Genomic DNA, 22203 nt, shown 5'->3' on the forward strand with positions numbered 1-22203 from the left:
GCACTTCACGGAATGCCTGTGCACATCGATGATTCGCTCACCAGAACATCTACAGGAGACATCCATGCTGCCCAAACACCCCGTCCGGATTGCGCTGATGCTGAGCTTGCTGCCGCTGGCGGCCACGCCCTCCATGGCGGCGACCAGCCCGGCGACGTCCCAGAACTGGCCTGAAAAAGCCATCACCATCGTGGTGCCGACCTCCGCCGGCGGCGCCAACGACGCGATGGCGCGTGTTCTGGCCCAGGGACTCAGCAGCCGGCTTGGCAAACCGGTCATCGTGGACAACCGGGCCGGCGCGAATGGCGCGATTGCCAGCGAGTTCGTGGCCCGCGCCACGCCGGACGGTTACACCTTGATGTTCGGCTACATCGCCACCCACGGCATCAACCCGGCCCTGCAAAAACTGCGCTACAACCCGGTCACCGATTTCGAACCCATCGGCATGGTGGCGGCTTCTCCGACGGTGCTGGTCGTCAACCCGGAAGTTCCGGCCAAGACCGCCAAAGAACTGGTGCAACTGATCAAGGCCAAACCCGACGGCTTCAGCTTCGCGACGGCGGGGAATGGAACCGCACCGCATATCGCGGGCGAGCTGTTCAAGCTGTCCGCCGGCTTGGACGTGATCGGAATTCCCCACAAAGGATCGGCACCTGCCGTGATGAGCACCATCTCCGGCATCACCCAATACATGTTTCCCAGCCTGTTCACCGCCTACCCGCAAATCAAGGGCGGCAAGCTCAAGGCGCTCGGCATCGCCGGCGACAAGCGATCTCCCATCTTGCCCGACGTTCCGACGCTGGCCGAGCAGGGCATTCCCAACGTCAGCATGTCGCAGTGGTACGCCATGTTCGCCCCCGCTAAAACCCCCAAAGCGGTGGTTGACCGGCTGAACCAGGAGATCAACCGTGTATTGGCCGAGAAAACCGTACAAAAACTCATTGAAGACCAGGGGGCCGAGATTGAAACCAGCACGCCCGCGCAGCTCAAAACCCTGGTGCAGAAGGAAGTCACACGCTGGAAGAGCGTGGTGTCGACCGCAAAAATCAAACTCGATTGAGTCGCGCAAGATTTTTTGAAAGGAGGGTAAGTGCATGAACCTGCAAGACTGGACAGGCCGCAGCGAAACAGTGCAAGACATCGCCACCGCCACGCCGTACGCGGCGCTGTCGGCCACACTGGACCGCCCGGACACCACGCGCCCCGCGCCGGGCACGCCGCTGCCCTGCCTCTGGCACTGGCTGTATTTCCTGCCCATCCATGCGCAGTCGGAGATCGGGCCGGACGGCCACGCGCGGCGCGGCGGTTTCCTGCCGCCCGTGTCGCTGCCGCGCCGGATGTGGGCCGGCAGCGATTTCGAGTTCCACGAAGCACTGTGCGTCGGCGATGCGCTGGCGCGCACCTCGACCATCGTCGACGTGAAGGAAAAAAGCGGCCGCACCGGTAGCCTGGTGTTCGTGAAGGTGCGCCACGAGATTCGCCGCAACGGCGCTACCGGTGTGGCCTTGACCGAGCACCACAACATCGTTTACCGCGCGGCACCGGCGCCAGGTGACGTGGCCCCGCCGCCACAGGCCGCACCGACCGAATTCGATTGGGTGCGCCGCATCACCGCCGACGACGTGCTGCTGTTCCGCTATTCGGCCCTGACCTTCAACGGGCACCGCATCCACTACGACCGCAAGTACGTCACCGAGGTCGAGGGCTATCCCGGCCTCATCGTGCACGGCCCGCTGATCGCCACGCTGCTCATGGACCTGCTGCGCCGGCACATGCCCGACGCCACGGTGCGCAAATTTGAATTCAAGGCGGTCCGGCCCACCTTCGACGTCAACCCCTTCTCCATCCACGGCCAGCCTTCGGCCGACGGCAAGAGCGTGCACCTCTGGGGGCGCGACCACGAGGGCTGGCTCACGATGGATGCCACCGCCGCGCTGGCCTGAGGAGACGCCATGCAACCGCTCAAGGGCATCACCGTCGTCACCCTGGAACACGCCATCGCCGCGCCGTTTGCCACGCGCCAGCTCGCCGACATGGGCGCGCGCGTCATCAAGATCGAACGGCCCGGCGTGGGCGACTTCGCACGCAGCTACGACAGCCGGGTGCGGGGCCTGGCGTCGCACTTCGTCTGGACCAACCGCTCCAAGGAAAGCCTGACGCTGGACGTCAAGCACGAGGAGGCGCAGAAGATCCTCATGCGCCTGATCCTCGAAGAGGCTGACGTGGTGGTGCAAAACCTCGCGCCGGGCGCCGCCGCGCGGCTCGGCCTGTCTTACGAGGCCTTGTCCAGGCGCAAGCCCGGCATCATCGTGTGCGACATTTCGGGCTATGGCGGCGACGGCCCCTACCGCGACAAAAAAGCCTACGACCTGCTGATCCAGAGCGAGGCTGGTTTCGTTTCGGTGACCGGCACGCCCGACACGCCGTCCAAGGCCGGCCCATCGATCGCCGACATCGCCGCCGGCATGTATGCGTACACCAACATCCTGGGCGCCCTCATGCACCGCCAGCAGACCGGCGAGGGCCAGCACATCGACATCTCCATGCTCGAGTCGCTGTCGGAATGGATGAGCTACCCGCTTTACTACGCCTTCGAAGGCGCGGCGCCGCCCCAGCGCACGGGCGCCAGCCACGCGACCATCTACCCCTACGGCCCCTTCCTGGCCGGTGACGGCAAGACCGTGATGATGGGCCTGCAGAACGAACGCGAGTGGAAGGGCTTTTGCGAGAAGGTGCTGCTGCAGCCCGCGCTCGCCAGCGATCCGCGGTTTGCCGGCAATGCACAGCGCAGCGCCGCCCGCGAAGCGCTCTCGTCGCTCATTGTTGAAGCCTTCAGCACCTTGACTGCCGCGCAGGTCGTGGAGCGGCTGGAGGCGGCCGGCATCGCCAACGCGCAGGTCAACACCATGAACGAGCTGTGGGAGCACCCGCAGCTGCAGGCCCGGGCCCGCTGGCGTGAGGTCGACACACCGGCGGGTGCCGTGCCCGCCCTGTTGCCGCCCGGCTCCTGGCAGCACAGCGCGCCGCGCATGGACGCCGTGCCCGCGCTGGGCCAGCACACCGAGGCGATCCTGAACCACTTCGGCTACGGCGCCGAACAGCTTGCCCAATTGCGCGCGGAAGGCGCGGTATGAGCTCATCGCCGGCCGCTCCACTGAGCTACCTGTTTGTGCCGGGCCACCGGCCCGAGCGTTTCGCGAAAGCGCTGGCCTCGGGGGCGGACCGCGTCATCATCGACCTGGAAGACGCGGTCCCGCCCTCCGACAAGGCTGCCGCGCGCGAAGCCATCGCGGCGTGGATGTCCTCCGCCAGCGAAGAGATTCGCGGTAAAGTGTTGATCCGTATCAACGACGCGAGCACCGGCTGGTATGCGGAAGACCTGCGGCTCCTGCGGCAGGTGCGAGCCGCCTGCGTCATGCTTCCGAAATGCGAAAGCAGGCGGCAGCTTGCCGACGTTCTTGCCCCGCTCGATGCGGGCGCCACCGCATTGCCGCTGGTCGAAACAGCGCGTGGCCTGCTTGCCGCCCTGGACCTTGCCACCGCACCGGGCGTCGCGCGCCTGGCCTTCGGCTCGCTCGACTACATGGCCGACCTCGACATTCCCGCCGACAGCCCGGCGCTGCAGCACGCCGCGATCCAGCTTGCCATTGCTTCTCGCGCCGCGGGCTTGCCTTCGCCCGTGGCCGGCGTCACGCCCGACATCGACGCGGACCGCGTTGCCGCCGACATGGCGCAGGCACGTTGCCTCGGCTTTGGCGCCAAGATGTGCATACACCCCGCGCAGCTTGACGCTGTGCATGGCGCGCTGCGGCCCGGTGCTGAGGAACTGGCCTGGGCACAACGCGTCCTGGCCGCCTGGCATGCGGCCGGCGGCGGCGCCCTCCAGCTCGACGGGAAGATGGTCGACCGCCCGGTCGTCCTTAAAGCCGAACGCATCATGGCCCTGGCCGCGCGCACCCCCTGATTTTTCACAAGATACGCAACCCAACGGAGAACCCATGTCCTCAACCATCATCGACTCAAAAATTTTCGGCGACATGTTCAGCGATGCCGCCATGCGGCATGTCTGGTCGGACGAAAACCGCACGGCCAAATACCTGGACATCGAGCGCGCGCTCGCCAAGGTCCAGGGGGCCCTGGGCATCATCCCCAAAGAGGCGGCCGCAGAGATCGTGAAGAACTGCGAGCCCAGCCAGATCGACTGGGTCAAGCTCAAGGCCAAGACCGAACAGATCGGCTACCCGATCATTGCCGTGGTCAACCAGATCAACGCCCATTGCAAGGACGGCCTGGGCGAGTATTGCCACTGGGGCGCGACCACGCAGGACATCACCGACACGGCCGCCGTGCTGCAGATCCGCGAAGGCCTCGCGCTGGTCGAGGCCGACCTCGCCGACATCTCGGCCTCGCTCGCCAAACTGGCGCGTGCCCACCGCGACACGCCCATCATAGGCCGCAGCAACCTGCAGCAGGCCACGCCCATCACCTTCGGCTACAAGATGGCCAGCATCCTCGCCGGCATAGAGCGCCACCGCGAGCGCCTCACGCAGCTCAAGCCGCGGGTGCTGGTCGGTGAGTTCGGCGGGGCGTCGGGCACGCTGTCTTCGCTTGAAAAGGGCGCGATGGAAACCCAGGCCGGCCTCATGAAAGAGCTCGGGCTCGGCCAGCCTTTGATTTCCTGGCACACCGTGCGCGACAACTTCGCCGAAGTGGGCGCCTTCCTCGGCATCGTCGGGGGTTCGCTCGGCAAGATCGCGATGGACGTGAAGCTGCTGATGCAGACCGAAGTTGCGGAGGTGTTCGAGCCTTTCGCGCCCGGCCGCGGCTCCTCGTCGACCATGCCGCAAAAGCGCAACCCGATCTCCTGCCTCTACATCCATGCCAACATCTCCGTGGTGCGCCAGCTGGCCGCCTCGCTGATGGACGCGATGGTCGCCGACCATGAGCGCTCCACCGGCCCCTGGGAGATCGAATGGGTGGCCATGCCCGAGATCTTCTGCCTGATCTCGGGCGCGCTCAAGCAGACGAAGTTCATCCTCGCCGGCCTGGAAGTCGATGCCGCGCAGATGCGCCGCAACATCGACATGACCCACGGCCTGGTGATGTCGGAGGCCGTCATGATGGGCCTGGGCCCCTACATCGGCCGCGAATACGCGCACGACCTGGTCTATGACATCTGCCGCGACGCGCTCAAGCAGCAGCGGCCGCTGATCGAGCTGCTGGCCGAACATCCGGAAATCAACAAGCACGTGACGCGTGATCAGCTCGCCTCGTTCTGCGACCCGATGAACAACCTGGGCCAGGCGGGCGTGATGGTCGACCGGGTGCTGGCGTCGATCAAGGCCTCTTGATCGCCGTCTTCGGTACTATGATCGTGCCGCCGTTACGCCTCCAGGCGCACCACCACCTTGCCGGCGTGCCGGCCCTGCAGCAGGTCTGACAGGGCGGCGGGCGCGTTCTCAAGGCCGTCCACAATACTCTCCCGCGCCTGGATTTGCCCGCTGTTGACCCATTGCTCCATGTCACGGCGGAACACATCAAAGCGCGGGCCGTAGTGGTCAAGAATGATGAAGCCTTGAACGTGCACCCGCTTTTGCAAGATGGCGGCCAGGAACTGCGGCAGTGGGTTGGCGCCGGATGAGCCTGCCGTGTCGTTGTAGTGCGCGACAAAGCCGCACACGGGCATGCGGGCGCCTACGTTGAGCAGCGGAAGGACTGCCAACAGCACGTCACCGCCGACGTTCTCAAAATACACGTCTATGCCCGCGGGGCATGCGGCGGCAAGCTGCGCCGCAAACGAGGGCTCGTGCCTGTCGATGCAGGCATCAAAGCCCAGCTCGTTGACGGCCTGACGGCACTTGTCTGCCCCGCCGGCGATGCCCACGACGCGGGCGCCCTTGAGTTTGGCGATCTGGCCGACCATCGCGCCCACCGCGCCGTTCGCTGCCGCGACCACCACGGTCTCACCAGCCTTGGGCCGGCCTATGTCCAGCAGGCCGACGTGCGCCGTGAAGCCCGGCATGCCGAGCGCGCCCAGCGCCAGCGAAGGCCTGGCCATGTCGCCCAGGGCCTGCAGATCGTTGCCGTCGCTCAGGGCGTAGTCTTGCCAGCCGCTGTTGGCGAGCACCAGGTCGCCGGCGCGATAGGCGGGATGCCTGGATTCGATGACGCGGCTGACCGTGCCGCCCGGCAGGGTGCCGCCAATCGGAACGGGTGGCGCATAGCCGGGCCCGGTTTTGTCCATCAGGTTGCGCATATACGGGTCCAGCGAAAGGAACTGCGTTCGCAGCAGCACCTGGCCTTGACCCGGCTGTGGCACGGGCCCGGTCATCAGGTGGAAGTCCGACGCAGCGGGCAGGCCGCGCGGATGCGCCGCCAATGTGATGCGCCGGTTTGCAGGCGCGCGTGTTTGCGGGCTTGTCATGATCAGCTTCGCACCCCGGCCATGACGGGAGCGGGGCCGCGCCGCCAGGCCAGCAGGCCGCCCAGGGCCACGGCCACCATGGCAAATGCGGGGGCGCCCAGCGCGCCGGTCCGGTCGACGATCAGGCCGCCCGCGATGGCGCCTGTGGCAATGGCAATCTGGAAGGCGGCCACCAGCAAGCCGCCCGCGGCTTCAGCCTGGTCGGGCGCGGCGCGCACAATCCAGGTCTGGAAGCCCACCGGAAACGCGCCGAAGGCGAAGCCCCATAAGCTCACCGCCACGGCGGTGACCACGGTGGAGCTGCCGCCCACCAGCAGCGCAGCCGCCAGCACGGCGATCATCGCGCTGCCGGCGACGATGGCGTAGCGCTCGCCGTGCCCGGCCAGCCAGCCGCCCGCGAAGTTGCCGAAGAAGCCGCCGATGCCATAGCCCAGCAGCACGGCGGAAATCGCCGCCACGGGCAGTTTGGTCACGTCTTCGAGTACGGGCCGGATGTAGGTGAAGCCCGCGAAATGGCCCGATATGACCAGCAGCACCGCCAGCAGCGCAATGCGCACCGGCCCGCGCGTGAGCAGGTCACGCAGGCCCTTCAGGCTGGCCTGGTCGCGCGGCGGCAGGGCCGGCAAGGCCGCCAGCTGCACCACAAAGGCCAGCAAGCCGACAACACCCGCCGCGACAAAAGCGCTGCGCCATCCCCAGAGGCTGCCCATCCAGGCGCCGACCGGCGCCGCGCAGACGGTGGCAATGGAGACGCCGGTCAGCACCAGCGACATCGCGCGCGGGAACAGCCGCTCAGGCACCAGGCGCATGGCCAGCGCCGCCGCCATGGACCAGAAGCCACCGAGCGCGACGCCCAGCACCACACGCGCGAACAGCAGCACCGAAAGCGAGCCGGCCGTCGCGGCCAGCAGGTTGGACACCAGCAGCAGCGCGGTGAGCGCCAGCAGCACCCGCTTGCGGTCAAAGCGCGCCGTCAGCAGGGGGATGGTGGGCGCGGCCACCGCGCCGACCAGCGCCGTGGCCGTGACGGCCTGGCCCGCGGCGCCCGCCGTGACGTGCAGGTCGGCCGCCATGGCGGTCAGCAGGCTGGCCGGCAGGAATTCCGCCGTGACCAGGCCGAACACGCCCAGGGAGAGGGATGCGACCGCCGCCCAGCGCGTGGCGGCTTCGGCAGGCGGATGGTTGGCGGGAGGGGCGCCTGCGGACAGCGGATCCAGGCAGGCAGAACAGGAATTGGATGACATGGGATATGAAGCCTTGTTGGAGACAGGGTTGCCAGCTTAGGCCTAGCATCGACAGCTTTCCATGGCGAAAGAGCCGAAATGCTTGACGATTCCTCCAGAACTTTCACGCCCGTCGTTCAGCCTCCCCAGGAATACGGGGGCCTGCCTGCCGCCGGGCCCGATCCCCTGACCCAGGTCCTGCTGGGCCTGCGCCTGGAAGGAGTCGAGTACGGCCGCTGCCTGGTGCACGCACCCTGGGCGATTTCTTTTGACGCGCAAGCCGCCGCGCGCTTTCACTTCGTTGTCAGCGGAGGCTGCTGGATGCACACGCCGCAATCCGGCTGGATGGCGCTCAAGGCCGGTGACGCGGTGCTGCTGCCGCGCGGCACGGCCCACACCCTGGCCAGCTCACCCGAGGTGCCGCCGCTGGACCTCGCGAGTTTTGACCGCCAGCGGCTCGCGGACGACATCTATTTGCTGCGCGATGCAACGCCTGCGGCGCAAGCACCGTCCCATGCCATGTTCTGCGGCAGCATGACCTTTAACCTCGACCCTCTGCATCCCTTGCTGGCCATGATGCCGGAGGTGATACGCGCCGGCGAGCTGGCCCAGCGTGACCCGGGCGTGCCCATGCTGCTGGAGGCGATGGAGCGTGAAGCCTCGCTCAACCGCATAGGCGCCTGCGGCATCCTGGCCCGTATGGCCGACGTGCTGGCCGCGAGCATCATCCGCGCCTGGGTGGAATGCGCCTGCAGCAACTCCACGGGCTGGATCGCGGCACTGCGCTCGCCCGGCGTGGGCAAGGTGCTGGCCGCCATCCACGCCTCGCCCGAGCAGGACTGGAGCGTGCCCGAGCTGGCGAACATCATGGGCGCCTCGCGCTCACGCTTTGCCCAGGCCTTCAAGGAGTCTGTGGGCGAGAGCCCGGCCCGCTACGTGGCCCGCATCCGCATGTTCCAGGCCCGCAGCTGGATCGCACAGGACGGCATGCGTGTCACCACGGCCGCCGACCGGCTGGGTTTTGACTCAGAGGCCTCTTTCAGCCGGGCATTCAAGCGTGTCATAGGCCACCCGCCCAGCAAGGCGCGCGCTGCCGTGTGAGCGAGGCATGGCCCCGCTGTTTCATGCGAGGGGCGTGATGGTCGACCGGGTGCTGGCGTCGATCAAGGTACCCTGATCGGCGCCACGTTCAGCTGCGTGCCCCACTCAGACGCGGCTCGGGCTGCGGCAGTTTTGGTGCCTTGTTCATCAAGCCCAGCACCACCTGCAGCGCCATCGCAATCGCTCCAACGATGAACACGACGTCGCCGAAGGTGCGCACCCAGCGCAGGTTCTGCAGCAGGGGCTGTTGCATGAATTCTTCGCTGCGCGCATACCACAGGCCTTCGCTGACGCTGGCGTGGAACTGGATGACCCCTATAGGCAGCAGGCTGGTGAAGATCATCAAGACCAGGCCGGCGTTGAGGCCCCAGAACGCGGTCTTCATCAAGGGCGCGCTGAAGCCATAGTCCGGGCGCAGGTAGCGCAGCACCAGCAGCGTGAAGCCCAGCGCCAGGAATCCGTAAACCCCGAACAGCGCGGCATGGGCGTGCACCGGCGTGGTGTTCAGCCCCTGGATGTAGTACAGCGACATCGGCGGATTGATCATGAAGCCGAAAACACCGGCGCCCAGCATGTTCCAGAAGGCGACTGCGACGAAGCACATCAGCGGCCACCTGAGGTTTTCCATCCAGGCGGCGCGCGTCTTGAGCCGCCAGTTCTCCCAGGCTTCGTGGCCCAGCACGATCAGCGGCACCACCTCGAGGGCGCTGAAGCTTGCGCCGACCGCCATCACCGGCGTGGTGGTGCCGGCGAAATACAGGTGGTGAAAGGTTCCGGGAATGCCGCCCAGCATGAACAAGGATGCCGATGCCAGGCTCGCGGCCGTGGCCATGCGCAGCGAGACCAGGCCTAGCGTGGAGAAGATGAAGGCCAGCGCCGTGGTGGCGAAGACCTCGAAGAAGCCTTCCACCCAGAGATGGACCACCCACCAGCGCCAGTACTCCATGACCGACAGGTGGGTACGCTCACCGTAGAAAAGGCCGGCACCGTAGAACAGGCCGATGGCGCCCACCGAGGCGGTGAGCAGCGCGAGCAGGTTCTTGTCGCCGCCCTTCTTCAGCAGCGCCGGGATGACGCCGCGCAGCATCAGCACCAGCCACAGCAGGATGCCGGTGAACTTGCTGATCTGCCACAGGCGTCCCAGGTCCACATACTCGTAGCCCTGGTGCCCGAGCCAGAAATTCCATTCGGGCGGCATCACCTGCGCGATAGCGAGGTAGTTGCCGGTGAAGGAGCCGACAACGACGGCGACCAGCGCCCAGAACAGCACATCCACACCGGCCTTCTGGAACTTCGGGTCCTTGCCGCCGTTGATCAGCGGCGCGAGGAACAGGCCCGCGGCCAGGAAGCCGGTGGCGATCCAGAACAAAGCGGCCTGGATGTGCCATGTGCGGGTCAGGGAATACGGAAACCAGCGCGAGACATCGAGTCCGTAGAACTGCTGCCCTTCGACGGTGTAGTGCGCGGTGAATCCGCCTATGAAGACCTGGAAGATGAACAGGGCCACGACCAGGAACAGGTACTTGCCCAGCCCTCGCTGCGAGGGCGTGAGCGCAAAGGTGGTCAAGGGGTCGCGCGCGGCGGGCTCCGGCAGCGGCTCGTCATGCTTGCGCAGGAAGGACCAGGCCCAGACCAGGAACCCCACGCCGGCCAGCAGCACCACGATGCTGGCGACGGACCAGACGATGTTCTCGCTGCTCGGCCGATTGCCGATCAGCGGCTCATGGGGCCAGTTGTTGGTGTAGGTGACTTTCTGGCCGGGGCGCTCGGTGGCGGCGGCCCAGGCGGTCCAGAAGAAAAACTGCGTCATCTGCCGGCGCCGCTCGGCGCTCGGCAGCGTGTTCTCCTTCATCGCAAAGTGCTCGCGGCTTTTCTGGAGCGAGGGCGCGTCGGAGAACAGCTTGTCGTAGTACCCGGCCGTCTGGGCGATGGCCTGGACGCGGCGTTCCGACAGTTTCAGCACCTGCGCCTGGTCGACGCGGTTGCCGCGGTACTCGGCCTTGAGCTGCTCGCGCAGCGCGGCTTGCGCCGGCCCGTCGAGCGCGGCGTAGGCCTTGCCGTGCAGCTGCTGCGCGGCCAGCTCCAGCCAGGCTGTCAGTTCGCGGTGCAGCCAGTCGGCGGTCCAGTCCGGTGCCTGGTAGGCCCCGTGGCCCCAGATGGAGCCCAGCTGCATGCCGCCCACCGACTGCCAGGCTGTCTGGCCGTCGAGGATGCCCTCGCGGTCGAACAGGACCTTGCCGTCCGGGGCGGTCACCTGCGCGGGAATCGGCGGCGCCTGGCGGTAGACCTCGGTGCCGTAGTAGCCCAGCAGCGAGAAGGTGACGATCAGCACGCCGATCAGCGTGAACCAGAGTTTTTTGTAGGAGCCCATGAAGATTCTCCTTGGTTACAGCACGCCGGCCTTGTAGACGCCGGGTACCGCTTCGCCGGTGACTTCGAGCAGGCCTACCGCGCCCTTGCCGGCGCGCGACAAGGCATGGTCCACCAGCAGGTAGTTTCCGGGGTGCTGGACCTTGATCTCGACGATGGTCGCGCCGCCGGGCGCCACCAGCGTGGTCTGCACGTCGTGCTTGAGGCCCGTGAAGGAGCCTTCGCTGTACACGTTGTCGAAGATCTCGCCGATGACGTGGAAAGACGAGATCTTGTTGGGGCCGCCGACGCCGAAGTAGATGCGCACGGTTTCACCCACCTTGGCCTGCAGCTTGTGGGTCTTGTTCAGCGCGCCCACTTCGCCGTTGAAGACGTAGTAGTCGGGCAGCTCATTGGCCATCTTCTCGAGGTCGGCCTCCTGGTGGCCCTTGGCGCCGTGCGGACGGCCTGTGTACATCTCGCCCTGCATCACGTAGTACTCGCGGTCCACTTTGGGCAAGCCGCCTTCGGGCTCGACCAGGATCATTCCGTACATGCCGGCCGCGATGTGCTGCGGCACCAAGGGCGTGGCGCAGTGGTACACGTACAGGCCCGGGTTGAGCGCCTTGAAGGTGATGGCTTTCTCCTGGCCCGGAGCGACCTGCGTGTGTTCGCCGCCGCCATGGCCGCCCGTCACCGCGTGCAGGTCGATCGAATGGATCATCTTGCTGTCGCGGGCGTTGGCCAGCGTCAGCTCCACGGTGTCGCCGACGCGGGCGCGCAGCATGGGGCCGGGCACCTGGCGGTTGAAGGTCCAGTAGGTAAAGCTCGTGCCGTCGTCGAGCTTGCCGGGCAGCTCGACCGTTTCCATGCGGTACTTCAGGGTCTTGGGCGCCCGGGCCCCCACGGCGGCCGGCACCGCGGCCGGGTTGGCGGCCACGCTGACAGCGGACGGGTCGGCTGCGCGCTGCGGCACAGGGGCCGGGGTGTAAAGCGCCAGCGCGGCCTGGCTGGAGTCGCTGGCGGCCGGCGCGGCGGCCTGGGCGCCGGCACTGACCTGCAGCCGGCCTTCCATGCCGATCTGCCGGTGGCCGGGGATGGAGCAGTAGTAGGTGAAGGTGCCGGAGCGCGGGACCTTGAAGCGCAGCGTGGTCTTGCCGGTACTGCCGCTGAATTTGGACGATGCGACGTTCAGCTCGGGGATCACCAGGTCGTGCTCCGCGCCTTCGCCGCTTTCCAGCACGATCTCGACCGTGTCGCCCGCGCTGGCGCTGAGGGTCGGGTTCACCTGCCCCTTGCCGTCGATGAACACCATTTTGCCGTCGACGATGTTGGTGTGCAGCTCGTAGCGCCGGGTCCCGGCGGGTATGGCCGCGCTGGAAGTGCTGGCGGGAGCGGCAGCGGTATGCGCCGGATGCGCGGCGGGCTGCGCCTGCACCGACAAGGCCGCACTGAGGATACAGATGGCGGCGGCGATGGCGTTGGGGGAGGGGCTCCGTTTCATAGGGATGTTCCTTGGTCTTGTATGCCGATTCGGCAGTTCTGACTATGCGGGCGGCACGCCACGCAAGCTTGTCCTAGATCAACACCTTGCCAAATAGGCGGTATCGCGGGTCAGAAAGGCCACTCTCGCCGGTGGCTCCTTGCACCGATTCATCCGGTTGATAATTGAATTCCCGACGATTTGGAAACAGGGGTACACACTGCGGCCTACGGCTCAACATCTGCCCGGCTGTTTCATGCGAGAGGACAAACAGGATGGCAAGATTTGTGTTGGTGCCGGGTGGCTGGCACGGAGGCTGGGCCTTTGAAGCGGTCAGCCGTGTGCTGGCAGGTGCTGGCCATGAAGTCCAGGCGCTCACGCTATCCGGACTGGGTGATGAGCCCGCGCATGGCGTGAACCTCGAAAGCCATACCCAGGAGGTGGTGCAGGCGCTGCGCGGTCGCGATACGCCCGCGGTGCTTGTCGGCCATTCATATGGCGGCATGGCCATCACCGGCGCGGCGGACCGGGTGCCGTCGTGTGTCAAGGCCCTTGTTTACGTCGATGCCTATGTGCCCGACAACGGCGCCTCGCTCTGGTCGCTCACCACCCCTAACTACAGGGAGCGTTTTATCGCCGGCGCGGCCGCGGACGGCTTGAATTGCGCGCCGGCGGCCCATCTGGACAAGCGATGCCGTCCCCATCCCATGGCCACTTTTCTGCAGGCAATCAAACTGACCGGCGATTGGCACCAGGTTCCCGGCAAAGCCTTTGTCGCGGCCTTCGGATGGGAAGGCAGCCCTTTTGTTGCGCTGTACGAACGCCTGCGGCTGGACCCTGGATGGGCCACCCATCGGCTTGAGTGTGCGCACGATGTTCCGCGCCTGGCGCCTGAGGCGCTCACGAGGATTCTCTTGGACTACGTGTAGGACGGCCAGGCGCGACAGATCGATACTGCAACGGTGCCCCATGTGCTTGAGGCGGCTCCGGCTTGGCGCTAAGTTCACCCCGAAGGCGCGCGCAGTGCCTCCACGACCAGCGCCAGAGCAGGCGAGGCACTGCTGCGACTGGCGTAGTACAGATGGTGGCCCGGATAAGTCACGGCCCAGTCATCCAGTACGGCAGTCAGGCGACCTGCTGCAATACTGTCGGCGGTGATACCGGCAGGAACCCAGGCCAAGCCGTGCCCGGCCAGCGCTGCGGCAAAAGTTAACTCGGTTGTGTTGAACACGAGGCGCCCCGTCACCTGGGCATTCATGATCTTTCCGCGGCGCTTGAACTCCCAGTTCAGCAGTCCGCCATGGGTTGGCAGGCGCAGACAGATGCAGTCGTGTTCGGTGAGGTCCCGCGGTGTACGAGGCAGAGGATGGCGCGAGAAATAGTCGGGACTGCCGACGACCGTCATACGCATGTCCGGCGCCATGCGCACCGCGATCATGTCTTTCGCGACGTCGGAACCCAGGCGCACCCCAATGTCGAACCGCTCCGCAACAATGTCGATGAAGCGGTTGTCGCTGCTGATCTCAATCTTGATGTCCGGGTACTTCATCAACCACGGCTGCAGTCTTGGCCAGATCAGCGTCCGCACCGCCGTTTCGCTCGCCGTGATGCGAACTGTGCCGGCCGGCTTGCCGCGTAGTTCGCCCAGCACCGTCAGCTCGGCTTCGATGTCCGCGAAGCGCGGACCCACGGTCCGGTACAAGCGCTCGCCCGCCTCGGTGGGCGACACGCTGCGTGTGGTCCGGTTCAGCAGTTTCAGGTTCAGCCTGCGCTCCATCGCCTGGACCGTCTGGCTGAGTGCGGACTGCGATATGCCGAGTTGCGCAGCCGCGCGCGTGAAGCTGCCCTCACGGACAACGGCCGCAAAGGCCGCCAGATCGTCAAATCGCGTCATTAATTAGCCTTTCTTATAAGTCTATCGCGATTTAGCAGTCTAGTCATTCCGGGACGGCCTGCTTAAAGTTGCCGGTCACCACCGCAACTAGTTAAACAAGGATTTCTGTAAATGATCAAGCGCACGCTTGGAAAAAGCGGCCTGCAGGTTTCTGCAATTGGCCTGGGCTGCATGGGGTTGAGTTTCGCTTACGGCCCCGCGACCGACACGCAAGACGCGATCAGGCTGATGCGATCGGCTGTTGAACGTGGTGTGACCTTCTTTGACACTGCCGAGTGCTATGGCCCCTTCACGAATGAGGAGGTCGTGGGTGCGGCACTGGCACCATTGCGTGATGAGCTTGTGATCGCCACCAAGTTCGGTTTCCGGTCCGGCAACTCCAGCGGTGGGCTGGACAGCCGGCCTGAGAACATCCGGGCGGTTGCCGAGGCATCACTGAAGCGGCTGAAGACTGACCGCATCGATCTCTTCTACCAGCACCGTGTTGATCCCGGCGTGCCGATCGAGGATGTTGCCGGCACCGTGAAAGATCTGATCCAGCAAGGAAAGGTCAAGCATTTCGGGTTATCCGAGGCGGGTGCGCAGACCATACGCCGCGCTCATGCGGTTCAGCCGGTTACTGCGCTTCAAAGCGAATATTCCCTGTGGTGGCGAGAACCCGAGACAGAAATCCTGCCGACACTTGAGGAACTGGGAATCGGCTTTGTTCCGTTCAGTCCGCTCGGCGCTGGCTTTCTCACGGGGGGCATCAACGAAAACACCACCTTTGACCGTAGCGATTACCGCAATACGGTTCCGCGGTTCGCGCCGGAGGCCCGCAAGGCGAACCAGGTCATGGTGAATCTGGTCGCCAGGATTGCGTTGCTGAAGCGGGTGACGCCCGCGCAGGTCGCACTCGCCTGGCTCCTGGCCCAAAAATCCTGGATCGTTCCCATTCCAGGCACGACGAAGCTGCATCGTTTGAAAGAAAACGTCGAGGCAACTGCCGTCGAGCTGTCCATGGAGGAGCTTCGCGAAATCAGGAGTGCCATCTCCAACATCACCGTGCAAGGTGGGCGGTATGCAGAAGACAGGCAGCAGCTCGTCAACCGTTGATCGAAGGCGGCAATTGGCATCCAGCTTCTGCCTGGAGAACTGCGCGAAATCGCCGAAACAGTGTTTGCCTATCCACAAGCTATCAAGGATGAAACGGAAATGATCGAAAAATTGAAACAGAACCACAGCACTTCCCCCATTACAGCTGTCTTGCGTTCCTTGGTGACTGCTCTGCTGGCAACACTGGCTGCCTGCGCCAGCGTCTGGCCGGTCTGCGCATCGGCCAGCCAGGCGCTGGCGCAGAAGTACGCATGTGTCGCATGCCACCAGCCCGCGGTCAAAGTGGTGGGTCCTTCCTGGAAGGACATCGGGGCAAGGTACGGCGAGGGGAAGGGAAGCGCCGCACAGCTTGCGGCAAGCGTCAAGTCCGGCAGTTCGGGAAAGTGGGGAACCATGCCCATGCCGGCACAGGCTCAGGTTCCCGACGCCGATCTGCAGTCGCTGGCGCAATGGGTGCTCGATGGCGCCAAGTAATAGCCCAAGCCTCTTCGCAATAAAAAAGTCAGCGATCTCCGACCCACCGAACCCACCTACGAGGAATCACCCACCATGAGCACGCTTAATGTCAACGGCCGGGACCAATCGGTCGACGCCGATCCCGGCACCCCCATCCTCTGGGCCCTGCGTGACACGCTGGGCATGACGGGTACCAAATTCGGTTGTGGCGCCGCGCTGTGCGGCGCTTGTACCGTGCATCTGGACGGCCAGGCTATCCGCTCGTGCATCACGCCGATTTCCGCGGCGGAAGGGAAAAAGATCACCACCGTCGAAGGCGCCACGGACGGCAGCGACCGTGTCGGCGCCGCGGTGCATGCGGCCTGGGTCAAGCACGACGTGGCGCAGTGCGGCTATTGCCAGAGCGGCCAGATCATGAGCGCCACCGCGTTTCTCAAGACCTTGCCTCGCGGCAAGCAACCTACGGCCGCCGAGATCGACTCGGCCATGGCCGGCAACATCTGCCGCTGCGGCACCTACGCCCGCATTCGCGTTGCGGTGGCTGACGCCGCCAAAGCCGTCATCTGAAAGACACCGCCATGTTGGACAACACTTATCCGGGCGAGCTGCCCCTTGTTCTTCAGCACATGCTGGAACGCGACCAGGCCGATGAAACCACAGCCTCGCTGCCACGTCGCAGCTTTCTCAAGCTGGCCGGCGTTGGCGGCTTGGCACTGGGCGTCTTCCCGAACCTGGCAATGGCACAGTCGACAGCGGCAGTTCAGCCGGCCGGTGCGCTCAAGGCATCGCAGCAACCTTCAGCCTTTGTACAGATTGCGACCAATGGCGAGGTCACGGTCACGATCAACCGCCTGGAATTCGGCCAGGGCGTGCAAACAGGCCTGCCGATGATTCTGGCCGAGGAATTGGACGCGGACTGGGGTTTGATGCGCAGCAGGAACGGCTCCAGCGATGCAGCTTACATGGACCCGCGCTTCAATCTCCACATTACAGGCGGGTCCAATTCGATCAAGAACAGTTTTACGCAGTACCGCGAACTGGGCGCCCGCACCCGCGCCATGCTGCTGGCTGCGGCGGCGGCGCGCTGGAATGTGGATGTAGCGAGCTTGCGTACTCAGATTGGTATTGTGATGGGCCCGGGAGGGCGCAAACTGGGCTACGGTGAGCTCGCCGAAGCTGCAATGGCCTTGCCTGTTCCAGAGAACGTTACGCTCAAGGATCCCAAGGACTTTCGGATCATCGGTCGCCCCACCACGCGCATCGATGCACGAGCCAAGAGCAGTGGCCGGCAGGATTTCGGTATCGACGTTCGGCTGCCGGGGCAACTCACCGCCGTGGTGGCCCGCCCGCCGGTGTTCGGCGCCAAACTCTCCTCTATGGACGACAGCGCAGCGCGCGCCATCAAGGGTGTGAAGGCCGTGCTGCGTGTGCCGCTGGAAGGCGGTGCCGAAGGCGTGGCCGTGGTGGCTGACGGCTATTGGTCGGCCAAGCAGGGACGCGACGCGCTGAAGTTGCAGTGGGACACGGCTGCCGTTGAAAAAGTGGACAGTGAACGGCAATTGGCCCAGTACCGCGAGCTGGCCGGCCGGCCCGGGCCGCTTCACTTCGACGCCGACATGGCGCCGCTGCAGACGGCACCCCTGAAACTGGAAGCTGAGTTCGTGTTTCCATACCTCGCCCATGCCCCCATGGAGCCCCTGAATTGCACGGTTCAGGTTTCCGAGGGGCATGCCGAGTTGTGGACGGGCACCCAATTTCCTGGCGTCGACAACGCCGCGGCCGCGCGCGTGCTGGGCCTCAAGCCTGAACAGGTGAAGATCAATGTGCAGACGGCCGGTGGCGGCTTCGGTCGGCGGGGTGTGAGCAGCAGCGACTCCGTGGTCCTGGCCTGCGAGGTTGCCAAGGCCGCGCGTGGTGTGGGCCTGAACGTGCCGGTGCGAACACTGTGGAGCCGCGAGGATGACATTAAGGGCGGCTATTACCGGCCTATGCACCTGCATCGCGCGCTCATCGGTTTCGACGAGCGCGGCAAGGTGCTGGCCTGGGACCACGTTCTTGTCGGCCAATCCATTGTCACGGGCACCATATTCGGAGGCCGGGTCAAGAACGGTATCGACCCCACTGCGCCGGAGGGGATGCGTGAACCCTATTCGCTGCCGATGCGTCTGGCGGTGCACCACCCCAAACTCAACGTGCCTGTGCTGTGGTGGCGCAGCGTTGGGTCCACCCACACCGCTTTTGTCATGGAAACCCTGATAGACGACATCGCTCGCGCCACAAAGCAGGATCCGGTCGCGTATCGAATGCAGCTGTTCGGCGACAAACATGCACGGCATCGCGCGGCGTTGCAGCTGGCGGTGGACCAGAGCGGCTATGGCAAGAAACAACTCCCTTCGGGCCGCGCCTGGGGGGTGGCCGTGCATGAGTCCTTTTCCTCTGTTGTTGCTTATGTGGTGGAAGCCTCGGTGCGCGATGGCCAGCCGGTACTGAACCGCGTGACCGCCGGTGTGCATTGCAATCTTGTTGTGAACCCGCGCAGCGTGGAAGCACAGGTGCAAGGGGCCGCGCTCATGGGGCTGTCGATGTGCTTGCCGGGGTCGGCCATCACGCTGAAAGACGGCGTGGTAGAGCAAAGCAACTTCGGCGATTTCACCGTGGCGCGCATCACGGACATGCCGGAGTTTTCGGTCCACATCGTGCCAAGCGCAGAACCGCCGACGGGAATGGGCGAACCAGGGCTGCCGCCGTTGGCGCCGGCTTTTGCCAATGCCGTTGCGGGGCTCACGGGCAAGCCGGTGCGCCAGCTGCCCTTCAAGCTGGCTTGAGCTTTCGGCATGGAAGACCTCGACACGCTGGTGCTGCGCACAGCGCTGGGCTGGCAGGCGGCGGACTTGCCTGTGGTGCTGGTCACCGTTGCGCGGACCTGGGGCTCATCGCCCAGGCCGCCAGGCTCGCTGATGGCCATCAATGGGCGAGGCGAGACCGTGGGCTCGGTGTCGGGCGGGTGCATCGAGGATGACCTGATCCTGCGCATCCGCGAAGGCGGTGTGCAGGCTGCCTGTGCCACCACTACGCCCACTGTGCTGCGCTACGGAATTTCGGCGGACCAGGCGCACCGTTTTGGGTTGCCGTGCGGCGGTACGGTGGACCTCGTGCTGGAGCTGGTTGCCGCGCACACTCGCCTGGACGAGCTGTTGCAGGCTTGCCAGGAACGGCGCAGCACCGAGCGGGTTCTGGATCTGCGAACCGGTCAGGTGGAACTGCGCAGAGGCAGTCGCGATGGTGTTCCCCGGCTGGACGACAGCTACCTCAGCACCTACCTGGGGCCCAAAGCCCGCCTCATCGTGATCGGCGCCGGCGACCTCTCGCGTTACCTCTGCCAGCTGGCGTTGAGCCTGGGCTTTGAGATCATCGTCTGCGACCCGCGCGAAGAACACCGTACCGGCTGGAGCATGGACGGCGTGGTGGTCAGCCACGAGATGCCGGACGACCTGGTCTTGCGGCTGCGTCCGGATGCCCGTACCGCCGTTGTGGCGCTGACGCACGATCCCAAACTTGACGATCTTGCGCTGATCGATGCACTACAGTCCGACGCGTTTTACGTAAGCGCCATCGGCTCGCGCCGCAATACCGCCCAGCGCAAGGAGCGGTTGCGCGAGCACTTCGATCTCTCTGAACCCGAATTACAGGCCTTGCATGGACCTGCAGGCCTCTACATCGGCAGCAAGACCCCTGCTGAGATCGCGCTGTCCATCATGGCGGAAGTGGTGGCTGTAAAGAACGGCGTTCGATTGAGCCCTTCGGCACAGGTCGCGGAGGGCAAATCTCATCATTCGCCGGGACTGGATGCGCCTGTCGGCCATTCCATACCGGTTCAGGCATACCAAGTTTGAAAGGGTTCATTATGAAGGCTTTATTTGGCCGCGCTGCGGTCGGTGTTTTCGCTTTTTTCGCTGCTGCGCTTCAGGGAGAGATGGCGAGCGCCGAGAGCAATCGTGTGACGTTTCCCAGCAATCTCGAACGGTTGGTTCACTACACGACCGTCAAACGGGGCAATGTCACCGAGCACATGCTGACAAGCCAGGAAGCCATTGAGGCCATCAAACTGGGTCAAGCGGTGCCCAACGGTACGCATGTTGTTCTGGTGGACTACCGGGACGGCAAAGTTTTTCGGTATTTTGTGATGGAGAAGCGAGAGGGTTGGGGCGTCGACTATGAACCTTCCCGGCGTACAGGCGACTGGCAGTTCCAGCATTTCAAGGCGGATAAGACGATCAACATGAGTGAAAACACCGCTCGCTGCCAATCGTGCCATCAGGGGCGGGAAGATAACCAGTATCTTTATACGTTTAACGACATCAAACGTGCTAAATAAAGAACTGAAACGCGGGTGATTAAAAAAACGTTTCTACTGCGGTTGGTGCTCGATTTCGTCGCGGCCGGCCTGTTGCTGGCTGCGCTCGCCTACTACTGGCTTGACAACACAGCCCACGAATTGATTGGCACTGGCATCTTCCTGCTGATCGTGGTGCACAACTTCTTCAACCGGCGCTGGTACGGCGCCATCTCCAAGGCACGCGAGGCGCGCAGCCTGATCGACGTGATGCTCACGATCTCTCTTCTGGTTGCCATGCTGGCGCTGCTGGTAAGCAGCTTGATGATCTCACGCACAGTTTTTGGCTTTCTGCGGCTCAAAGGCGGCTTTACCGTGCGCCAGATTCATATATTGGCCGCTTATTGGAGTCTGATCTTCGTTGCCATCCACCTCGGCGTGCGCTGGAAGCGAATCATGCATGCGGCCCGAAGCGCATTGAATATCTCCGGAGAAAGTACCGCTCGCACTCTTGCATTGCGTTTTATCGCCGGGGTCATTGCTGCATATGGCTTGCTGAGTTCATTTGTGATGGATGTCGGTTCAAAACTGTGGCTTCAAATGAGTCTGGACGGGTGGGATTTTGAAGAGTCGACACCAGGTTTTTTCCTGAATTGGATATCCGTTGCCGGCCTCTACATATTCTTGGCTCACTATGTTCTGAGCGGGATTCAAAAAAGAAAACGCAGAGCGGACTCGCCTCCTGAAGTGGCGAACACTCCGGTTTGTAAAACAGCGGCACACTTTGAGGGAGATTTACCCAGCCATCGGTTGCAAATCCCGACGGACCTTGTTCCCGTAAAGCAGAATACCGCTGGGCGTGATCGCTAGGGTTATTGATTTTGGGGCGCTCACTTCGCGCGGCGAAGTTAAGCGGCCACACAAAGTTCCGCACTTCGCAATCTCGAAAAGAGCCTGACCGTCGGATGACTTGGTTCAGAATCACACCCATGACAACCCCCAAACTGCTCATCGAAGTCGCGGACGGCATCATGGCCCTGTCCTTGAACCGTCCCGACAAACTCAATGCCATCGACAACGAGCTGGCGCGCGCGCTGCTTGCCGCGATTGAGCAGGCGGCGCGCGACGGCAAAGTCAGGGTGCTGCTGCTGCGCGGCAAGGGCCGGGCGTTTTGTGCGGGCAGGGACGTCGGCGCGCCACCCACGGAGGACGACCTGGTGCTGGTGCAGGCCGTGGCCAAGGCGCTGGTGTCCTTGCCCAAGCCGGTTGTCGCTGCTGTCCATGGCTGGACGGTGGGCGCCGGCTTTGAGTGGATGCTCAATGCGGACATCGTGCTCGCAGCGGAAAGCGCGCGCTTCAAGCTGCCGGAGGCCTCCTTAGGGGTTTTTGTGACCGGCGGATTGACGGCAACGCTGCCCGCCTACGCGGGCCTTGCGCGCGCCAAGGCGCTGATGCTGCTGGGCGAGGAGTTCTCGCCCGCGCAGGCGCAGGCCTGGGGGCTGGTCTGGAAGGTGGTTCCCGATACCGAACTTGAATCCGCTTCGCGGCAGGCAGGCGCGAAGCTGGCGGCGCTTTCTCCGGAGGTCGCGGCCAGCTTTAAACGGGTGCTCAACGAGACCGGGCTTGGTCGCTTCAACGAGGCCATCGCGCTCGAGAACGATGCGCAACGGGCGCTGGGAGGTCGGGCCGAGGCTGCCTGAGCGCAGATCTCCCTGCAGGGGGAGAGAGTTCAACTACTTACAGCGCCGCGACCAGCTCAGGCACGGCCGTGAACAGGTCGGCTTCCAGGCCGTAGTCGGCCACGCTGAAGATGGGCGCTTCGGGGTCCTTGTTGATCGCCACAAT

Annotated in this window: 20 protein-coding genes and 1 pseudogene; 15 read left to right on the forward strand and 6 right to left on the reverse strand. The window is 64.6% G+C overall.

The genetic code is table 11. The annotated features are described in order from the left end of the window. Window positions 1-64: 64 nt before the first annotated feature. The 5 genes from BLQ85_RS20215 to BLQ85_RS20235 are packed head-to-tail and all read left to right on the forward strand — an operon-like array spanning window position 65 to window position 5351. On the forward strand, window positions 65-1060 hold the full coding sequence (locus tag BLQ85_RS20215) for a Bug family tripartite tricarboxylate transporter substrate binding protein (RefSeq protein WP_074579714.1): 996 nt from the start codon (window positions 65-67) through the stop codon (window positions 1058-1060). A gap of 34 nt (window positions 1061-1094) precedes the next feature. Beyond that, window positions 1095-1943, forward strand: a complete 849-nt coding sequence (locus BLQ85_RS20220) for an HTD2 family dehydratase (protein WP_074579715.1) — start codon at window positions 1095-1097, stop codon at window positions 1941-1943. 9 nt (window positions 1944-1952) lie between these two features. After that, window positions 1953-3134: a CaiB/BaiF CoA transferase family protein gene (locus BLQ85_RS20225; protein ID WP_074579716.1), complete on the forward strand. Its 1182-nt coding sequence runs from the start codon at window positions 1953-1955 to the stop codon at window positions 3132-3134. Beyond that, entirely contained in the window at window positions 3131-3964 is an 834-nt protein-coding gene (locus BLQ85_RS20230) for an HpcH/HpaI aldolase/citrate lyase family protein (RefSeq protein ID WP_074579717.1), read from the forward strand. The genes BLQ85_RS20225 and BLQ85_RS20230 overlap by 4 nt, the downstream gene beginning before the upstream one ends. A 34-nt stretch (window positions 3965-3998) precedes the next feature. Further along, window positions 3999-5351: a class-II fumarase/aspartase family protein gene (locus BLQ85_RS20235; RefSeq protein WP_074579718.1), complete on the forward strand. Its 1353-nt coding sequence runs from the start codon at window positions 3999-4001 to the stop codon at window positions 5349-5351. A 32-nt stretch (window positions 5352-5383) separates the two neighbouring features. On the opposite strand, the gene BLQ85_RS20240 is transcribed toward BLQ85_RS20235, so the two are convergent. Both BLQ85_RS20240 and BLQ85_RS20245 read right to left on the reverse strand, forming a co-directional pair. Further along, a complete protein-coding gene (locus BLQ85_RS20240; protein ID WP_074579720.1) occupies window positions 5384-6424 on the reverse strand; it encodes an NADP-dependent oxidoreductase in 1041 nt (346 codons plus the stop codon). Between the two features lie 2 nt (window positions 6425-6426). After that, the gene (locus BLQ85_RS20245; protein WP_074579721.1) at window positions 6427-7668 is read right to left on the reverse strand and encodes an MFS transporter; all 1242 of its coding nucleotides are present in this window, start codon (window positions 7666-7668) and stop codon (window positions 6427-6429) included. A gap of 78 nt (window positions 7669-7746) precedes the next feature. Between BLQ85_RS20245 and BLQ85_RS20250 the strand changes: the two genes are divergently transcribed. Continuing rightward, complete coding sequence (locus tag BLQ85_RS20250) at window positions 7747-8748, forward strand: AraC family transcriptional regulator (RefSeq protein WP_074579722.1); 1002 nt, start codon at window positions 7747-7749, stop codon at window positions 8746-8748. An 88-nt stretch (window positions 8749-8836) separates the two neighbouring features. On the opposite strand, the gene BLQ85_RS20255 is transcribed toward BLQ85_RS20250, so the two are convergent. Further along, a complete protein-coding gene (locus BLQ85_RS20255; protein ID WP_074579724.1) occupies window positions 8837-11119 on the reverse strand; it encodes a nitric-oxide reductase large subunit in 2283 nt (760 codons plus the stop codon). 15 nt (window positions 11120-11134) lie between these two features. Beyond that, the gene (gene nirK / locus BLQ85_RS20260; RefSeq protein ID WP_074579725.1) at window positions 11135-12601 is read right to left on the reverse strand and encodes a copper-containing nitrite reductase; all 1467 of its coding nucleotides are present in this window, start codon (window positions 12599-12601) and stop codon (window positions 11135-11137) included. 254 nt (window positions 12602-12855) lie between these two features. Between nirK and BLQ85_RS20265 the strand changes: the two genes are divergently transcribed. Further along, complete coding sequence (locus BLQ85_RS20265; RefSeq protein ID WP_074579727.1) at window positions 12856-13509, forward strand: alpha/beta fold hydrolase; 654 nt, start codon at window positions 12856-12858, stop codon at window positions 13507-13509. A 74-nt stretch (window positions 13510-13583) separates the two neighbouring features. Here BLQ85_RS20265 and BLQ85_RS20270 read toward each other — a convergent pair whose 3' ends face one another. Next, window positions 13584-14474 carry a LysR family transcriptional regulator gene (locus BLQ85_RS20270; RefSeq protein WP_074579728.1) on the reverse strand — a complete coding sequence of 297 codons (891 nt, stop codon included), beginning with the start codon at window positions 14472-14474 and terminating at the stop codon, window positions 13584-13586. A 111-nt stretch (window positions 14475-14585) separates the two neighbouring features. On the opposite strand from BLQ85_RS20270, the gene BLQ85_RS20275 reads away from it, so the two are divergent. The 8 genes from BLQ85_RS20275 (at window position 14586) to BLQ85_RS20310 (ending at window position 22058) form a co-directional block, all read left to right on the forward strand. Further along, window positions 14586-15569: an aldo/keto reductase gene (locus BLQ85_RS20275; RefSeq protein WP_074579729.1), complete on the forward strand. Its 984-nt coding sequence runs from the start codon at window positions 14586-14588 to the stop codon at window positions 15567-15569. 99 nt (window positions 15570-15668) lie between these two features. Continuing rightward, entirely contained in the window at window positions 15669-16043 is a 375-nt protein-coding gene (locus BLQ85_RS20280) for a c-type cytochrome (RefSeq protein ID WP_139201071.1), read from the forward strand. A 75-nt stretch (window positions 16044-16118) separates the two neighbouring features. Next, the gene (locus BLQ85_RS20285) at window positions 16119-16592 is read left to right on the forward strand and encodes a (2Fe-2S)-binding protein (protein WP_074579730.1); all 474 of its coding nucleotides are present in this window, start codon (window positions 16119-16121) and stop codon (window positions 16590-16592) included. Window positions 16593-16603: 11 nt separating this feature from the next. Next, on the forward strand, window positions 16604-18850 hold the full coding sequence (locus tag BLQ85_RS20290; protein WP_074579732.1) for a xanthine dehydrogenase family protein molybdopterin-binding subunit: 2247 nt from the start codon (window positions 16604-16606) through the stop codon (window positions 18848-18850). A gap of 9 nt (window positions 18851-18859) precedes the next feature. Beyond that, entirely contained in the window at window positions 18860-19918 is a 1059-nt protein-coding gene (locus BLQ85_RS20295) for an XdhC family protein (RefSeq protein WP_074579733.1), read from the forward strand. 11 nt (window positions 19919-19929) lie between these two features. Continuing rightward, entirely contained in the window at window positions 19930-20400 is a 471-nt protein-coding gene (locus BLQ85_RS20300; RefSeq protein ID WP_074579763.1) for a cytochrome P460 family protein, read from the forward strand. Window positions 20401-20415: 15 nt separating this feature from the next. Then, complete coding sequence (locus BLQ85_RS20305) at window positions 20416-21228, forward strand: DUF4405 domain-containing protein (protein WP_074579735.1); 813 nt, start codon at window positions 20416-20418, stop codon at window positions 21226-21228. Between the two features lie 119 nt (window positions 21229-21347). Continuing rightward, window positions 21348-22058: an enoyl-CoA hydratase/isomerase family protein gene (locus tag BLQ85_RS20310; RefSeq protein ID WP_074579738.1), complete on the forward strand. Its 711-nt coding sequence runs from the start codon at window positions 21348-21350 to the stop codon at window positions 22056-22058. Window positions 22059-22095: 37 nt separating this feature from the next. Here the strand turns inward: BLQ85_RS20310 and BLQ85_RS20315 are convergent. Continuing rightward, window positions 22096-22203 (reverse strand): annotated as a pseudogene (locus tag BLQ85_RS20315) (electron transfer flavoprotein subunit alpha/FixB family protein); the annotation flags it as partial.

The sequence above is a fragment of the Polaromonas sp. JS666 genome (assembly GCF_900103405.1).
In the GTDB taxonomy this organism is placed as follows: domain Bacteria; phylum Pseudomonadota; class Gammaproteobacteria; order Burkholderiales; family Burkholderiaceae_C; genus Polaromonas.

What these genes read in the sequence shown, in the direction of transcription:
- BLQ85_RS20235 (WP_074579718.1), top strand. Translation starts at nt 3,999, where the DNA reads ATGTCCTCAACCATCATCGACTCAAAAATTTTCGGCGACATGTTCAGC.
- BLQ85_RS20300 (WP_074579763.1), top strand. Translation starts at nt 19,930, where the DNA reads ATGAAGGCTTTATTTGGCCGCGCTGCGGTCGGTGTTTTCGCTTTTTTC.
- BLQ85_RS20270 (WP_074579728.1), bottom strand. Translation starts at nt 14,474, where the DNA reads ATGACGCGATTTGACGATCTGGCGGCCTTTGCGGCCGTTGTCCGTGAG.
- BLQ85_RS20255 (WP_074579724.1), bottom strand. Translation starts at nt 11,119, where the DNA reads ATGGGCTCCTACAAAAAACTCTGGTTCACGCTGATCGGCGTGCTGATC.
- BLQ85_RS20285 (WP_074579730.1), top strand. Translation starts at nt 16,119, where the DNA reads ATGAGCACGCTTAATGTCAACGGCCGGGACCAATCGGTCGACGCCGAT.
- BLQ85_RS20240 (WP_074579720.1), bottom strand. Translation starts at nt 6,424, where the DNA reads ATGACAAGCCCGCAAACACGCGCGCCTGCAAACCGGCGCATCACATTG.
- BLQ85_RS20250 (WP_074579722.1), top strand. Translation starts at nt 7,747, where the DNA reads ATGCTTGACGATTCCTCCAGAACTTTCACGCCCGTCGTTCAGCCTCCC.
- BLQ85_RS20220 (WP_074579715.1), top strand. Translation starts at nt 1,095, where the DNA reads ATGAACCTGCAAGACTGGACAGGCCGCAGCGAAACAGTGCAAGACATC.
- BLQ85_RS20290 (WP_074579732.1), top strand. Translation starts at nt 16,604, where the DNA reads ATGTTGGACAACACTTATCCGGGCGAGCTGCCCCTTGTTCTTCAGCAC.
- BLQ85_RS20275 (WP_074579729.1), top strand. Translation starts at nt 14,586, where the DNA reads ATGATCAAGCGCACGCTTGGAAAAAGCGGCCTGCAGGTTTCTGCAATT.
- BLQ85_RS20245 (WP_074579721.1), bottom strand. Translation starts at nt 7,668, where the DNA reads ATGTCATCCAATTCCTGTTCTGCCTGCCTGGATCCGCTGTCCGCAGGC.
- BLQ85_RS20280 (WP_139201071.1), top strand. Translation starts at nt 15,669, where the DNA reads ATGATCGAAAAATTGAAACAGAACCACAGCACTTCCCCCATTACAGCT.
- nirK (WP_074579725.1), bottom strand. Translation starts at nt 12,601, where the DNA reads ATGAAACGGAGCCCCTCCCCCAACGCCATCGCCGCCGCCATCTGTATC.
- BLQ85_RS20310 (WP_074579738.1), top strand. Translation starts at nt 21,348, where the DNA reads ATGACAACCCCCAAACTGCTCATCGAAGTCGCGGACGGCATCATGGCC.
- BLQ85_RS20215 (WP_074579714.1), top strand. Translation starts at nt 65, where the DNA reads ATGCTGCCCAAACACCCCGTCCGGATTGCGCTGATGCTGAGCTTGCTG.
- BLQ85_RS20225 (WP_074579716.1), top strand. Translation starts at nt 1,953, where the DNA reads ATGCAACCGCTCAAGGGCATCACCGTCGTCACCCTGGAACACGCCATC.
- BLQ85_RS20295 (WP_074579733.1), top strand. Translation starts at nt 18,860, where the DNA reads ATGGAAGACCTCGACACGCTGGTGCTGCGCACAGCGCTGGGCTGGCAG.
- BLQ85_RS20265 (WP_074579727.1), top strand. Translation starts at nt 12,856, where the DNA reads ATGGCAAGATTTGTGTTGGTGCCGGGTGGCTGGCACGGAGGCTGGGCC.
- BLQ85_RS20230 (WP_074579717.1), top strand. Translation starts at nt 3,131, where the DNA reads ATGAGCTCATCGCCGGCCGCTCCACTGAGCTACCTGTTTGTGCCGGGC.